General features: G+C 43.7%; 10 protein-coding genes. All 10 read left to right on the top strand.

All coding sequences use genetic code 11. The annotated features are described in order from the left end of the window. The first annotated feature begins 5 nt into the window (after positions 1–5). The 10 genes from buk (at position 6) to ACIFOD_RS00225 (ending at position 16,877) form a co-directional block, all read left to right on the top strand. Positions 6–1,127, top strand: a complete 1,122-nt coding sequence (gene buk / locus ACIFOD_RS00270; RefSeq protein WP_397553439.1) for a butyrate kinase — start codon at positions 6–8, stop codon at positions 1,125–1,127. Between the two features lie 19 nt (positions 1,128–1,146). Further along, positions 1,147–2,571, top strand: a complete 1,425-nt coding sequence (lpdA, locus tag ACIFOD_RS00265) for a dihydrolipoyl dehydrogenase (protein ID WP_430313080.1) — start codon at positions 1,147–1,149, stop codon at positions 2,569–2,571. Positions 2,572–2,920: 349 nt separating this feature from the next. Further along, positions 2,921–3,919, top strand: a complete 999-nt coding sequence (locus tag ACIFOD_RS00260; RefSeq protein WP_113967514.1) for a thiamine pyrophosphate-dependent dehydrogenase E1 component subunit alpha — start codon at positions 2,921–2,923, stop codon at positions 3,917–3,919. Positions 3,920–3,933: 14 nt separating this feature from the next. Next, positions 3,934–4,917 (top strand): alpha-ketoacid dehydrogenase subunit beta, encoded by a 984-nt coding sequence (locus ACIFOD_RS00255; protein ID WP_149157725.1) that lies wholly within the window; start codon positions 3,934–3,936, stop codon positions 4,915–4,917. Between the two features lie 47 nt (positions 4,918–4,964). Then, on the top strand, positions 4,965–6,284 hold the full coding sequence (locus ACIFOD_RS00250) for a dihydrolipoamide acetyltransferase family protein (protein ID WP_430313079.1): 1,320 nt from the start codon (positions 4,965–4,967) through the stop codon (positions 6,282–6,284). A gap of 513 nt (positions 6,285–6,797) precedes the next feature. Further along, positions 6,798–11,147, top strand: a complete 4,350-nt coding sequence (locus ACIFOD_RS00245; protein ID WP_430313078.1) for a S8 family serine peptidase — start codon at positions 6,798–6,800, stop codon at positions 11,145–11,147. A 213-nt stretch (positions 11,148–11,360) separates the two neighbouring features. After that, on the top strand, positions 11,361–13,142 hold the full coding sequence (locus ACIFOD_RS00240) for a methylmalonyl-CoA mutase family protein (RefSeq protein WP_430313077.1): 1,782 nt from the start codon (positions 11,361–11,363) through the stop codon (positions 13,140–13,142). Beyond that, the gene (gene scpA, locus ACIFOD_RS00235; protein WP_430313076.1) at positions 13,129–15,285 is read left to right on the top strand and encodes a methylmalonyl-CoA mutase; all 2,157 of its coding nucleotides are present in this window, start codon (positions 13,129–13,131) and stop codon (positions 15,283–15,285) included. Before ACIFOD_RS00240 ends, scpA begins: the two co-directional genes overlap by 14 nt. Continuing rightward, positions 15,285–16,322, top strand: a complete 1,038-nt coding sequence (gene meaB, locus ACIFOD_RS00230; RefSeq protein WP_430313075.1) for a methylmalonyl Co-A mutase-associated GTPase MeaB — start codon at positions 15,285–15,287, stop codon at positions 16,320–16,322. Before scpA ends, meaB begins: the two co-directional genes overlap by 1 nt. Positions 16,323–16,439: 117 nt before the next feature. Next, positions 16,440–16,877, top strand: coding sequence for a BrxA/BrxB family bacilliredoxin (locus ACIFOD_RS00225; protein WP_430313074.1), 438 nt, complete (start codon positions 16,440–16,442; stop codon positions 16,875–16,877). Positions 16,878–16,882 lie beyond the last annotated feature (5 nt).

Raw genomic sequence — 16,882 nt, 5'->3', positions numbered from 1 at the left:
CCCAAATGGAGGTAACAACAGTGCAAGAGAACAAACATCGAATATTAGTCATTAACCCTGGTTCGACATCAACCAAAATAGGTGTTTTCGATGATGATCGATCTATCTTTGAAAAGACGATTCGTCATGATACAGAAAAGATTAATGAATTTCCAACCATTATTGATCAGTATGAATTCAGAAAGGATACCATTCTTCAGACATTAGATGAAGAAGGGATCAACATTTCAAAACTAAGTGCTGTTTGTGGCCGTGGGGGCCTTCTTAGACCGATAGAAGGTGGCACATACTTAGTGAATGATGAAATGCTCAAGGATCTTAAAGAAGGATTCTCGGGTCAGCATGCTTCAAACCTTGGCGGGATTTTAGCATTTGAAATTGCCTCTGGACTGAACATTCCATCTTATATTGTCGACCCTGTTGTAGTGGACGAGCTACAATCACTTGCCCGGGTTTCAGGATTTTCACTCATTGAAAGAAAGAGTATTTTCCATGCGTTAAATCAGAAAGCGGTAGCAAGAAGAGTCGCAAAGGAACTCGGAAAGAAATATGAGGACCTAAACCTGATCATCACTCATATGGGTGGTGGAATTACCGTCGGTGCCCACCGCAATGGGAAAGTGGTGGATGTGAATAATGGTTTACATGGCGATGGTCCATTCAGTCCTGAAAGAGCAGGTACTGTTCCAGCGGGTGATTTAGTTGACCTATGCTTCTCAGGTGATTATTACCGTGATGAAATCATGAAAAAGCTCGTTGGTCAAGGTGGCTTAGTCGGTTATCTTGGAACAAACGATGCGGTAAAAGTAGAGAAGATGATCGAAAATGGCGATGAAAATGCCAAAGCCGTGTACGATGCGATGGCGTATCAAATTGCAAAAGAGATAGGCTCAGCAAGTGCCGTCCTTAATGGTAAAGTAGACGCCATTGTGTTGACGGGTGGTCTTGCTTACGGTAAAGAGTTTGTAAAAGCGATTAGCAATCGAATCAATTGGATAGCAGATGTCGTGATACAACCAGGAGAAAATGAACTGCAAGCTCTTGCGGAAGGGGCATTAAGGGTCTTACGAAGTGAAGAAGACTATAAGGTGTACCCTGGAAATGTAAAAGAAGAAGCAAGAGTATAAGAGCAAGGAGGACTCAAGATTGGCAGAAGAATATGATTTAGTCATTCTAGGGGGAGGAACAGGTGGCTATGTAGCCGCCATTCGTGCTTCTCAACTTGGATTAAAAACAGCAATCGTTGAAAAGGGAAAACTGGGGGGAACATGCTTACACAAAGGATGTATACCCAGTAAAGCTCTTCTTCGCAGTGCTGAAGTATATGCTACAGCTAAACACAGTGAAGACTTCGGTGTGAAAATCAATGGAGTAGAGTTAGATTTCACAAAAGTTCAATCCAGGAAAGACAGGATCGTTGAGCAGCTTCACAAAGGAGTTCAACACTTGATGAAACAAGGCAAGATCGATGTCTTTGAAGGACTGGGACGTATTTTAGGACCTTCTATTTTCTCCCCGATGCCAGGGACGATTTCTGTTGAAATGAACAATGGGGAAGATAATGCAATGTTGATCCCTAAGAATGTGATCGTTGCAACAGGTTCCAGACCTCGTTCGTTACCGGGCCTTGATATTGATGGAGAATACGTATTATCCTCAGATGAAGCGCTTTCACTTGAAACTCTTCCAAAATCGATCATCATCGTTGGAGGAGGGGTCATCGGTATTGAGTGGGCTTCCATGCTGTCTGACTTCGATGTTGAGGTAACCGTTGTGGAATACGCTGATAAAATCGTACCAACCGAAGACCATGAAATTTCCAAAGAAATGCAGCGCTTGATGAAGAAAAAAGGCGTCAAAATCGTGACAAGTGCAAAGGTGCTTCCTGAATCCTTAGAAAAAGGAGACGGGGAGGTCACCATTAAAGCTGAGCATAAAGGAGAAGAAAAATCCTTTACAGCAGAGAAGATCCTTGTATCTGTCGGCAGACAAGCGAATGTTGAAGGCATTGGCATAGAAAACACAGATATTAAAGTGGAAAAAGGCTTTATTGAAGTGAATGATTTCTTCCAAACAAAGGAATCTCATATATACGCAATCGGTGATGTCATCGGCGGCCTTCAATTAGCACATGTTGCATCTCACGAAGGAATCACAGCGGTGGAACATATGGCGAATGAGAAGCCTCATCCCATTGACTATTCACTGATTTCAAAATGCATCTACAGTAATCCTGAAATTGCAAGCGTAGGGATCACGGAGCAGGAAGCGAAAGAAAAGGGATATAACCTGAAGACCGGGAAATTCAGTTTCAGAGCCATCGGGAAAGCACTTGTTTATGGTGAATCGGATGGATTCGTCAAGATCATTGCAGACAAAGATACCGATGATATTCTGGGCGTGCACATGATTGGTCCGCATGTAACGGACATGATTTCAGAAGCGGGACTTGCTAAAGTATTGGACGCAACCCCATGGGAAATCGCACACACCATCCACCCTCATCCATCCCTGTCAGAAGCGATCGGAGAAGCAGCACTTGCTGTAGATGGAAAAGCGATTCATTCATAGAAAAGCGAAGCCGACTGTTCTGACCCGATAAGCACAATGGGGAAATCCCAAAAGGCGTATTTTGCCTTATGGGATTTATCCATTGTGACCTCGAGGGACAAGGAGGCGCAGCTGGACAAATAGAAAAGCGAAGCCGACTGTTCTGGCCCGACAAGCACAATGGGGAAAACCCAAAAGGCGTATTTTGCCCTATGGGATTTATCCATTGTGACCTCGAGGGACAAGGAGGCGCAGCTGGACAAATAGAAAAGCGGAGATGGTTTTTAGCCCTCTTCATCAAATAAAAACATTATAAGGTAGAGATCTTCTCTACCTTTTCAACCATTAGATTGTGTAGGAGGTAAAAAAAATGGCAGAGAATCGTCATGAAGAGTTAGGCCTTTCAAATGAGAAAGTATTAGAAATGTATGAAACCATGCTGCTTGCCAGAAAAATCGATGAGCGCATGTGGTTACTGAACCGTTCGGGTAAAATCCCATTCGTTATTTCATGTCAAGGTCAAGAAGCGGCTCAAGTTGGTGCTGCATTTGCTTTAGATCGTGAAAAGGATTATGTACTTCCGTATTATCGTGACATGGGTGTTGTATTAACATTCGGGATGACGGCCCGTGAATTGATGCTATCAGGTTTTGCAAAAGCAGAAGATCCAAACTCAGGTGGACGTCAAATGCCTGGTCACTTTGGTCAAAAGAAAAATAATATCGTAACAGGTTCTTCTCCTGTAACCACTCAAGTGCCACATGCCGTTGGTATCGCTCTTGCAGGAAAAATGGAGAAGAAGGATGTTGTGACGTTTGTGACGTTCGGTGAAGGGTCTTCCAATCAGGGAGATTTCCATGAGGGCGCAAACTTTGCAGGTGTACATAAACTTCCTGTCATTTTTATGTGTGAAAACAATAAATATGCGATTTCGGTTCCGATTGAAAAACAATTAGCTTGTGAGAACGTGTCCGATCGTGCCATTGGATATGGAATGCCTGGAATCACAGTTGATGGAAATGACCCAATCGAAGTATATAAAGCGGTCAAAGAAGCAGCGGATCGAGGCCGTCGTGGGGAAGGTCCGACCCTTGTTGAAACAGTTTCTTATCGTTTAACTCCTCACTCCTCTGATGATGACGATCGAAGCTATCGCTCTCCTGACGAAGTGGCAAAAGCGAAAACAAACGATCCGATCATCACGTTTGGTGCTTATCTGAAAGAAACAGGCGTTATGAACGATGACATTGAGAAAGAGATCAATGATCGCATTATGAAGCTCGTGAACGAAGCAACGGATTATGCAGAAAACGCTCCATATGCTGAAGCAGAATCAGCGATGAAGTATGTTTATGCAGAAGAGAAGTAAGGGGGAATTCAATCATGCCAGTAATTTCATACATTGATGCCGTAACAATGGCCATTAGAGAAGAAATGGAACGTGATGAGAAAGTATTCGTTCTTGGAGAAGACGTAGGGAAAAAAGGTGGAGTATTCAAAGCGACTCATGGATTGTATGATCAATTTGGAGAAGACCGTGTCATCGATACACCACTTGCAGAATCAGCTATAGCCGGAGTTGGAATCGGAGCTGCCATGTATGGTATGAGGCCGATTGCAGAAATGCAGTTCGCTGATTTCATCATGCCTGCTGTGAACCAAATCATTTCTGAAGCTTCACGTATTCGTTATCGCTCGAATAATGATTGGAGCTGTCCGATGGTTATTCGTGCTCCATACGGTGGTGGAGTACATGGAGCACTTTATCACTCACAATCCGTTGAGGCCGTTTTCGCTAATCAGCCAGGATTGAAAATCGTGATGCCTTCTACTCCATATGATGTGAAAGGCTTGCTGAAAGCGGCGATCCGTGACGAAGATCCAGTATTATTCTTCGAACACAAACGTGCTTACCGTCTAATTAAAGGAGAAGTACCTGAGGATGATTACACTCTTCCAATCGGAAAAGCAGACGTGAAGCGTGAAGGGGAAGACATCACAGTTATCACTTACGGCTTGTGTGTTCACTTTGCTCTTCAAGCAGCAGAAAAGCTTGCGCAAGATGGAATTGAAGCGCACATCCTGGATTTACGTACAATCTATCCATTAGATAAAGAAGCGATCATTGAAGCAGCTTCCAAAACAGGTAAAGTTCTGCTCGTGACAGAGGACAATAAAGAAGGAAGCATCATGGGTGAGGTTTCTGCGATTATCGCTGAAAATTGTTTATTCGAGCTTGATGCTCCAATTAAACGCCTTGCTGGTCCCGACGTTCCTTCAATGCCATATGCACCAACAATGGAAAAATACTTTATGATTAACCCGGACAAAGTTGAAAAAGCAATGCGTGAACTTGCAGAATTTTAATCAGAGGAAATACCAATTAAACTCAACACAGTAAGGAGGGTTCCTCATTGGGTATTGAAAATATGAAAATGCCTCAGCTAGGGGAAAGTGTTACAGAAGGTACAATAAGTAAATGGTTGGTTTCACCTGGTGATACCGTCAATAAATATGATCCGATTGCGGAAGTTCAAACGGATAAAGTAAATGCAGAGGTACCATCATCCTTTACGGGTACCATTAAAGATTTAATTGCTGACGAAGGAGACACTCTTGAAGTCGGTGAAATCATTTGTTCGATTGAAGTGGAAGGTGAAGGTTCTGCACCTGCTGAAGAAACTCCGAAAGAAGAGCCTAAGAAAGAAGCGGATGAAACACCTCAATCAGCACCTAAAACGAATGCTCCAAGTAAAGATAGTGGGAATAAAGCAAGGTATTCTCCGGCAGTATTAAAGCTATCTCAAGAGCACGATATTGACCTGAATCAAGTGGAAGGCACTGGAAACGGCGGCCGTATCACTCGTAAAGATCTTAAGAAGGTCATTGAGTCAGGTAATATTCCGAAAGCAGGAGAGGCTCAGGCACCTAAGGCTGAAGCTCCGGCTCCTCAGCAAGCGCCTGTGAAAGAGCAAGCCGTTCAACAACCGGCCAAGCAATCGGCACCTGCAGCGAATGTTCCTGTTGTACCTGGGGATATTGAAATCCCGGTTTCGGGAATTCGTAAAGCCATCGCATCCAACATGGTTCGCAGCAAGCATGAAGCTCCTCACGCATGGACAATGATGGAAGTGGATGTTACAAACCTTGTTGATTACAGAAACTCACTTAAAACGGAATTCAAACAGCGTGAAGGTTTTAATCTGACATTCTTCGCATTCTTTGTGAAAGCTGTAGCGCAAGCCCTTAAAGAGTATCCGCAAATCAACTCTATGTGGGCAGGGGACAAGATTGTTCAGAAGAAAGACATCAACCTTTCCATTGCAGTGGCCACAGATGATGCACTATATGTGCCTGTGATCAAAAATGCAGACGAAAAGACGATCAAAGGAATTGCAAGAGAAATTACTGAGCTTGCCGGAAAAGTCCGCAGCGGTAAATTAACTTCTCAGGATATGCAGGGAGGCACATTTACGGTTAACAATACCGGGTCATTTGGTTCAGTACAATCGATGGGGATCATCAATTATCCTCAAGCAGCGATCCTTCAAGTGGAATCGATTGTGAAGCGTCCAGTTGTCATGAACAACGGAATGATCGCAGTTCGTGATATGGTGAACCTGTGTATGTCACTTGATCACCGTGTACTTGACGGATTGGTATGCGGAAGATTCTTGCAGCGGGTGAAAGAAATTTTAGAAAACACATCAAAAGAAAACACATCTGTTTATTAATAGTGACAAGGACTGGCCCTGGGTGGTTAGTCCTTGTTTTTTTCTGCTTCTGGATAGAAAGAATTATAAAAACTGAATGGCAGGCCCAAGGATTCGGGAAATAAAGTAGAATTATAACTGGAAGAATATCCCGGATATAAATTCTTTACTGTTTATAGGTAGTTTTCCGAGTGCTTTCAAGATAAAATCCCCTCCTATGTCTTCTCTCTCATTTATTTCTTACTTAATCTGAAAAAGTAGGACTACTCCATCCTTTTACCCTAAGAGATGTGCATTGTAATCCAAAATATTCCTGGAGTTATATAATCTGTATGACTATATGCATACATGAAATAAGCGTGAGGGTGACTTTTCTATTAATTTCTGAATATTCAGATTTAATCCGACATAAACTTACAACATTTTACATCTACACTTGGTTATCTTTGGTTTAACAACTACTTTTTACCAAGTAGTGAATCAGGGAGGTGTCGGGTTTACTGAAGGAATCAAAAATTACTGGGAGGGAATTAGATGACAAGTAGAAAGCGTAAGGCAAGATGGTTATCCATTGTACTCACCTTAGTAATGTTTGTCCCATTACTGTTTCCATTCAATGCAGGGGCAACGAATACCTCACAATCAGCTCTGGCTAAAGAAAAACCATCCACTTCAGCAAGCGAAAGCGCAAAGGTAAGTCCACAATCAAAGATCACATCGAAACTACAGGATCAATTCAAGAAAGATAAGCACGTCACATACTTAGTGAAGTTCAAGGAGCAGCTTGATACGAAGGCTGTAGCTAAGAAGGCGGCTGAAAAAGCGAAAAAGCAGAAGCTGTCTGCTAACAGCAAAAAATTACTGAAACGAAATATGGTCGTTTCCGAGCTTCGTGCCACGGCCCTTGAATCTCAAGCAGAAGTAAAAGAATACTTAACGAAACAGAAGAAGTCCGGTGCAGTCAAAGAAATAAAAGACTTCTATGTTGTAAACGGAATGGCCGTTACTTCCACAAAAGAAGTAATGGATAAAATTTCAACATTTGCGGAAGTTGAGAAAATCTTGCCGAATGAAACGCGTCAGCTCATTCAACCGGCGAAAGCTGAAGCTTCAGCTAGCGTTGCAGAAAAAGAAGTCCAAAACAGTCCGGCATCCATTGAATGGAATATTGACAGGGTTGGTGCACCGGCGGTTTGGGATATGGGAATTGATGGAGCAGGAACCGTTGTAGCCTCGATTGATACAGGTGTTCAATGGAATCATCCGGCTTTACAGGAAAAGTACAGAGGGTATGACCCTCAAAATCCTGATGCCCCTGATCATGAATTTAGCTGGTTTGATGCAACAGCCGGGCAAAGTGCGCCTTATGATGATCAAGGCCACGGTACGCATGTTACAGGAACAATGGTTGGTGCAGAACCTGACGGCAGCAATCAGATCGGCGTCGCTCCGGGAGCAAAGTGGATTGCTGTTAAAGCATTCACGGCTAATGGAGGAACAGATGTTGATTTATTAGAAGCGGGAGAATGGATTCTTGCTCCAAAGGATGCTGAGGGCAACCCGCATCCGGAGATGGCTCCAGATGTTGTCAATAACTCATGGGGTGGCGGTGCCGGTCTTGACGAGTGGTACCGGGATATGGTGAACGCCTGGAGAGCGGCCGAAATATTCCCTGAGTTTTCTGCAGGTAATACAACATTATTTAATCCTGGTGGCCCGGGTTCAATTGCTACTCCTGCAAATTACCCTGAGTCATTTGCAACGGGCGCCACTGATATTAATGACAACCTAGGAAGTTTCTCACTACAAGGTCCTTCTCCTTACGAGGAAGTTAAACCTGAAATATCCGCACCAGGAGTGAATATTCGATCTTCAGTACCAGGAAGTAACTATGAAGGTGGATGGAATGGTACATCAATGGCGGGTCCTCACGTCTCTGCAGTTGCAGCACTATTGAGACAAGTGGATGCAAGTTTGACGGTTGACGAAATGGAAGAGATCTTAATGTCAACGGCTGTTCCATTGACTGACGGCACCTTTCCTGAAACGCCTAATAATGGATATGGTCATGGTTTGGTTAACGCCTTCGATGCCGTTTCATCCGTAATGAGCGGAATTGGAAAAGTTGAAGGGCAAGTTTCAAAAGAAGGGGATGACACTGAAGCTCCAGTAATCAGTCATGAAGCCCCAGGTGAAGCATTTGAAGGAATGAATTTGCCACTACAAGCAGATGCAAGTGATAATGTGAGCGTAACGAATGTTTCACTACATTATCAAAATCAGGATGGTGCTTGGGAATCTGTTGAAGCAACTAGATCTTCAGGTGACTATACATCAGGAACTTATGAGGCAACCATTCCTGGAGAAGCACTGACAGGAGAAAGTGTTACTTATAAATGGATGGCAATGGACTTTGGTGGAAATGAAGTAGAAACGGATGCTTATTCTGTCACTCTTCTTCCGGGAATCACAGTTGGATATGAGCAGGACTTTGAGACTTCTCCAAGTGGCTGGAATTCTTATGGTCCAGGAAACAGCTGGGAGTGGGGTGTACCTGTCAATGGTCCAGGTGCCGCTACTTCAGGAGAAAAGGTATATGCAACAAGTCTGGATGGTACGTATGACAACAGTGCCAACATGTCGCTGCAAATGCCTCCGATTGATTTACCAGAAGGCAGTGGCTTCTTGCAATTCAAGCAGTGGCACGAGCTTGAAAGAAACTATGATTACGGTCATGTATTTGTATCCACTGATGGTGAAGAGTGGACACAGGCGCTACGTGTAAATGGCAATACGGATGGCTGGATCGACGGAGAAGTGGATCTAAGTCAATATGCCGGTCAGCGCGTCTACATCGCATTTAATGTTACAACAGATGGAAGTGTCGTAAAACAAGGCTGGTATATCGATGACGTTAAGCTAAGTGGAGAATCGATTCTTCCAGCTAAAAAGATGAACCTTGGATTGAAATCGAAGGATGAGAAGTCATCATCCGTTTCAAAGAAACCGAGTGTAAATCCGACTAAAATCAAAATGGCTAAACAAATAAGCAAAGAAACTCCTGTAGAAGGAAACGTACCAGGACCAGTGCTTCTTCCATTGCAAGCAGAAGTGAGTGTACTGGAAACAGGACGTTCGGTATATACGAACCCTGCCAATGGATCGTACCAAATGACTCATGCAGCCGGTGAGTTTACGCTACAAGCTTCAACCTATGGTTTCAGATCAGAAACACAAAGTGTAACGATTGAAGCAGATCAAACATCCAACGCCAATTTTACACTTGAAGAAATTCCTCAAGGAAATATTACGGGAACAGTCACCAATGAAATTTCTGGAGAACCGGTTGAAGGAGCTACCGTCTTCTTACTTGAAGATGCTGTTGTGGAGCCGGTGGAAACGAATGAAAATGGTGAGTATGAACTGGAGGCATATGAAGGTGAGTACACCCTTAAAGTAGTTGCACCTTACTACTATAGTAAGGAAATGACTGTAACGGTTGAAGGTGGAGAAGTCTCAAATGCCGATGTTTCATTAGAGCCTTTCATCGGGTATCCTGGTGAAATTGGTTACGATGATGGGACAGCTGAAAACGCCCGTGCATTCTATGATGCAGGTAATGGCTGGGCTGTGAAAATGTCTCTTGAAGAAGGCAATGAAACAGCATTGGTTACGGGTGGTTTATTCCGATTCTGGGATACAGAATGGCCAGTACCAGGAGGAACAGAATTCCAAGTTGCCGTTTATGATGCATCTGGTCCTGATGGCGCGCCTGGTAAGAAAGTAGCCGGCCCGTTTGATGGAACTGCTTTACGTAACGGGGAATGGACACATGTAGATCTAAGTCAGCATGGCATCATGGTAGACGGTGACTTCTACATGGTTTATATTCAATCAGCTCCAAATCCGAATGCACCAGGACTTGGAACAGACGAAGACGGGGAATATGCAGCGAGAAGCTGGCAATTCGTCGGAGGTGCATGGTCACAAGCACCAGAAGATGAAGGGAACTATATGATCCGTGCAACAGTGAATTATGAAGTCACTGCACCAGTCATCACATCACCGGAAGATGGATCATTCACTAATCAGGATTCGGTTACGGTTGAAGGGACTTCTGCCCCGACCACAACGGTTCACCTCTTTAATGGTGACGACGAAGTGGCAACTGCAGAAACGACGGATGATGGTACCTTCTCTGCAGATGTTTCATTACATGATGGAGAGAATTCGATCACAGCCAAAGCAGCAACCGAACAAGGGATGACAGGACCATCTGAGCCTGTAACCATCACCCTTGATCAAGTGAAGCCTGAGCTTGCCATCACGTCTCCGAAAGAAGGCATGAAAACAAATCGTGAAGCCATCACCGTAGAAGGGACGATTGTCGATGAAAACCTCGCTTGGGTAAAAGTAAACGGCGAGAAAGCTTCTGTAAGTGATGGACAGTTCAGTCATAGACTGCTTCTGAATGAAGGAGAAAATGTCATCCAGGTAGTAGCGAAAGATAAAGCTGGAAACAAAAAGAAACAAAGAGTAACAGTCTTTGCTAAATTTGGTGACATCGCTGTTGAAAATCTTCTTCCTGCTGAAGATAAAGAGCTGAAGAAGGGTGAATCGGTTAAAATCGAATTTGACAGTGAGCCTGGTTTAGATGCCACATTTGTCATCCAAATGCCACTGACAAATGCCGGATCCCAAGTAACAAACGCAAATGAGCTTCCAATGATGGAAACATCAGAAGGTCACTACGTCGGTTACTATACAGCCACTTCAAATGTAAAAGCACCTGGAGCACTTATTGAAGTGAAGATTTCCGATGACTATGGAAATGTCACAACAAAACGTGCAGAAGGTAAATTGTATATCAATACAAAAAAATAAAACCTTAAAGGAAGAAGAGTCGACCCCGTCGACTCTTCTTTCTTTTTTGATTCATTTCCCTGAGAGATTGAAGAAATACGTTTTTTTTTATATACTAAAATAGTATTAGTATAAACATTTCGAATTTTCAGGTGAGCACTCATGCTGATTTAGTAAGATTCTTCAGGTGAAAATGTAAACGATTACAATCATGCAGGTCGAAAGAGGGGTATTATGAAACTTAGTGATATGAAAGAACAATCATTCAGTCGACGAACACTAACAGAATGGCAAGAAGCAGCTGAAATAGCGTTAAAGGGGAAAGGGATTCGTTCCTTACATACAAAAACCTATGAAAATATTGAACTTAAACCATTATACACGAAGGATGATTTACCCGGGGTAGATAGGGTGAAAGCTTATATCCCTAATGTTGAAGGGAAGTTGGAGAGGGCTCCAAAATGGTTCATCGCTCAACCGGTCAAAAGGGGATCTTGGGAAGAACTCACTTCTGCGATGAAGGATGCATTATCCCGGGGACAGAACTGTGTTTCATTTGAGGTAGGTGACTTAGACATAACAGAAGGCTTCGATCAATATATAAAAGAAGTCGTTGAGTTAGAGACCCCTGTCTTTTCCATTGAAAAAAAGACAGCTTTCTCTATTCAGCGAATGATGGAAATTCCTGAACTGAAGGAAATCAAAGGTGTGATGGGCTTTGATCCGATAAATGAAAATCCGGAGCATGTGTTTGAAGATTGGTTGGAGGTTGTAAAAGAAGTAGATGAGCATCTGCCTAATCTGAAGACCATAATCATTAATTCTGCCCTCTATCATAATAGTGGAGCGAGTGCCACGCAGGAATTGGCATATGGCCTGAGTGAAGGGATCGCTTATATTGAAACACTTCAAGAAAAGGGATGGACCATTGAAAAAATTGCCGGGAAGATGCATTTTCACTTTTCAGTAGGCAGCCACTTCTTCATGGAAATAGCCAAAATCAGAGCCTTTAAGAAATTGTGGCAAGAGGTATTATCCTCTTATGGACTTTCAGAACAAGCGATTGCGAATTCTGTCAGCTGCAGTGCGGAAACGTCTCAATTGAACAAATCCACACTCGATCCGTATGTCAATATGCTTCGCGGGGGTGGAGAAGCGTTTTCTGCGGTTCTTGCAGGAGTCGATTATCTTCTTGTTGCATCGTTCAATGAAGTCAGTGGGGAAGCGAACGCATTTTCTGAGAGAATTTCCAGGAATACTCAACTGATTCTCGGTGAAGAAGCTCATCTGGATAAAGTGGTGGACCCTGGAGGCGGTTCTTATTATGTGGAATGGTTATCAGAAGAGGTAGGGAAGAGTGCATGGAAGGAATTTCAGGACGTTGATGGGGATGGGGGAATTCTTGCCTGTCTGAAAAATGGTTCCATTCATGAAAAAATAAATAGAGTGAGAGAGTCCCGCATCCATGATTTAGCCACAAGAAAGAACTCGATGATCGGGACGAATATCTATGCGAATCTTGAGGACCCATTTCAAGCTCCATCATCAAATGTGGGTGAGCGTTTGTCACTTCCTTTTGAAAGATTAAGAGAAAGGGCACATAGGCTGGCAAGGAAACCGGTGGCAGGCTTAATAGGATTAGGGAAGTTGAAAACCCATAAGCCCCGGGCTGATTTTGTGAAAGGATTTTTAGCAACGGGGGGCATTCATGCGAATCAAAGCAAAGAATGCTTCTCTAAGGAAGATGTACTTCAATATGTGGAAGAAACCCGTTATCCATACTATGTGGTTTGTGGAACAGAGGAAGAATATCAAGACAAACTGCCCATGCTGATTGAGTCCATTCATCATATTGATTCGACCATTGTGATTGACGTAGCAGGGAAAATACCTGATGAGCATGAGTGGGTCCGTCTTGGGCTGAATGGGTCCATATACACCAAGCAAAACATACTTAAAAAAGTAGATGAGCTATTAACCATCTGGGAGGAGGGAACTGACAATGACAAAGCCTGATTGGCAAGAAATCAACCCTTATTCGAAAGAAGCGAAAACGAATGATGTTTCTCTAATAGGCAGCACCTATGAGACAAATGAGAAGATTGTCATTAAATCTCTTTATTCAGAACAGGACTCAAAGGATATATCCCATGGAGAAGACCTCCCAGGCTTGGCTCCCTATACAAGGGGACCGTACCCGACGATGTATGTGAATCGTCCTTGGACGGTAAGGCAATATGCAGGGTTTTCAACAGCAGAAGAAAGCAATGCGTTTTATAGAAGAAACTTAAGTATGGGTCAAAAAGGCTTGTCTGTCGCTTTTGATTTAGCTACTCATCGGGGCTATGATTCGGATCATCCCCGGGTGGTAGGGGATGTAGGAAAAGCGGGAGTGGCCATTGATTCTATTCTGGATATGAAGATTCTGTTTGATGGAATACCTCTTGACCAAATGTCTGTTTCCATGACGATGAACGGAGCGGTACTGCCCATCCTTGCATTTTATATCATCACGGCAGAGGAACAGGGCGTTTCGCAGGAGAAGCTATCCGGTACGATTCAAAATGATATTTTAAAAGAGTATATGGTGCGGAACACCTATATTTATCCTCCTGAAACATCCATGAAGATTATTGCCGATATCTTTGAGTATACGTCCAAACATATGCCGAAGTTTAATAGCATCAGTATTTCCGGGTATCATATGCAAGAAGCGGGTGCGCCTGCCGATATTGAGCTGGCTTATACGCTGGCAGATGGTCTTGAGTATGTGCGTACCGGATTGCAGGCAGGGATCGATATTGACTCCTTTGCACCAAGACTTTCATTCTTCTGGGCGATTGGCATGAATTATTTCATGGAAGTGGCCAAAATGAGGGCGGCGCGGAGAATCTGGGCGAAAATGATGAAAACATTCAGTCCTGATAATCCGAAATCGTTGGCGCTCAGAACCCACTCCCAGACATCGGGTTGGAGCTTAACCGAGCAGGATCCATATAATAATGTCATTCGTACATTACTTGAGGCGCATGCGGCTGCTATGGGTCATACGCAATCCCTTCATACCAATGCATTGGACGAAGCGATCGCCCTGCCGACAGACTTCTCTGCACGAATCGCACGTAATACACAGCTATACCTTCAAGAGGAAACCGCTATTACGAAAGTGATTGATCCATGGGCCGGTTCACATTATGTTGAATCCTTGACCGATCAGTTGATGGAGAAGGCCTGGGAGCATATCGAAGAAATCGAAGAGCTTGGCGGGATGACCAAGGCGATTGAAACCGGGTTGCCAAAAATGCGGATTGAGGAAGCGGCTGCGAGAAGACAGGCAATGATTGATTCGGGGGATGAAGCGATTGTCGGGGTAAATAAGTATCGCCTGGACAAGGAAGACCCGATTGAAACCCTGGACATTGATAATACAGTTGTAAGACAAAAACAAATAGAGCGAATTCAAATGCTTAAAGAAGAACGAAATGAAGATAGAGTAATCGAAACGCTCGAGGCATTAACGCTGGTAGCAGAAACAGGAGAAGGGAATCTTCTTGAAAAAGCGGTAGATGCAGCGAGAGCTCGGGCGACACTGGGAGAAATATCTGATGCCATTGAAAAAGTATCAGGACGACATAAAGCAACGATCAGGAGTATAAGTGGGGTGTACAGCTCGAATTTTTCAAATGAACAAGAAATCAACGTCGTGAAAGAGATGACAGAAGAATTTTTGGAAAACGAAGGAAGAAGACCGCGGATCCTTATAGCGAAGATGGGACAGGACGGGCATGACAGAGGGGCTAAAGTGATTAGCACGGCGTTCGCAGACCTTGGCTTTGATGTGGATATCGGACCATTGTTCCAAACGCCTGAAGAAACGGCTCTGCAAGCAGTTGAAAATGACGTGCATGTCATCGGTGTAAGCTCATTAGCCGCAGGACATAAAACACTCCTGCCTCAACTGGTAGGGGAACTAAAGAAATTAGGCAGAGAAGACATTCTCGTTGTCATTGGTGGAGTGATTCCGGCTAAGGATTATGACTTCCTATTGAATAACGGAGCTTCTGCCGTTTTTGGACCAGGGACGATCATACCCGTTGCTGCACAAAAAGTCATCAAAGAAATTTATGAAGTGCTGGGCTATGAGGAAGTGGCTGAATAATGGCAGAGCATGACTCAGGGCGAAAAAAGCGGTTTGTGAAGAAGAAAAGGGATTCTGTATCGATTACCGAATTAAAGGACGGGGTCTTGAACGGAGACCGTAGCTACTTAGCGAAAGCCATCACGCTGATTGAAAGCAATGCAGAGCAGCATTATGCCATGGGACAGGAACTGTTGCAGGAGCTCCTGCCCTATACGGGTAAAAGCTTCCGGATCGGCATTACAGGTGTGCCGGGAGCCGGTAAAAGTACATTTATAGAATCGTTCGGGGAGATGTTATGTGAGCTGGGCCTCCGAGTTGCCGTCCTTGCGATTGATCCCAGCTCTTCCATTTCAGGGGGCAGTATTCTGGGGGACAAAACAAGGATGGAACAATTATCGAAAAACCCCCGTGCTTTTGTAAGACCTTCCCCCACTGCAGGAACACTTGGTGGAGTACACCGGAAAACCAATGAAACGCTCCTCTTATGCGAAGCGGCAGGATATGATCTGATGATCATTGAAACCGTTGGAGTGGGTCAAAGCGAAGTGATGGTGAGGCAAATGGTGGATTTCTTCCTCCTGCTCGTCATCACAGGAGCCGGGGACGAGCTTCAAGGAATGAAAAAGGGGATCATGGAGCTTGCCGATGCCTTACTTGTCAACAAAGCGGATGGAGAGAATAAACCTCTCGCTGAAAAAACAAGAAGAGAGCTGAACCAAATCCTGCACTTTTTGATTCCCGCTACTAAAGGATGGAGCTCAAAGGCTTATACCTGTTCTGCCTTGAAAAATGAGGGATTAAAAGAACTGTGGAATGTGATTCAACAGTTCGAGAAGCAAACAAAAGAACAGGGAGTCTTTGAAGAAAGACGACTTCTCCAAAAGCAGGAATGGTTTCATACGATGTTGAAAGAAAGGGTTCTCTCAGACTTCTTTTTTCATCAAAACATAAAGTCTGTCCTTCCTCATATGGAAAAGCGAGTGAAAGAAGGAGACTTTACGACTTCTCAGGCAGTAGAAGAATTGCTAAAGCGATATAAGGATGCAATTCATTGACGGGTTTAGTTAATTTTAATTGAAACATAGGGATTGAAATTGTTATGATAGGGGTACATCAAAATTCCTGTTTTTATGGAGAATGATTAAGTCAACGATTAAAAGGAGAGTTCAAGCATGGATATAGATTTCAATTTATTTATGAATGATGTTGTTCGCCAGGCTCGTCAAGAAATCGAACAAGCCGGTTATACTCAGTTAACAACTGAAGAAGAAGTAGATCAAGCTTTCGCTAAAGAAGGTACCACACTCGTGATGATCAACTCCGTTTGTGGTTGCGCCGGAGGAATCGCACGTCCAGCAGCAGCTCATTCCGTTCATTATGATAAACGACCAGATCAATTGGTATCGGTTTTCGCCGGCCAAGATAAAGAAGCCACTGCGAAAGCGCGCAGCTACTTTACCGGCTACCCGCCATCTTCACCGTCATTTGCTCTATTAAAAGACGGAAAGCTATTGACGATGGTAGAAAGACATGAAATTGAAGGTCACGACCCAATGTCGGTTGTGAACAAAATTCAATCTTACTTCGATCAGTATTGTGAAGAAGTGTAAGTAAG

This window comes from Rossellomorea sp. NRS-1567, assembly GCF_050467885.1.
Taxonomy (GTDB): Bacteria; Bacillota; Bacilli; order Bacillales; family Bacillaceae_B; genus Rossellomorea; species Rossellomorea aquimaris_C.
This window is presented reverse-complemented; position numbering and strand designations above follow the sequence as displayed.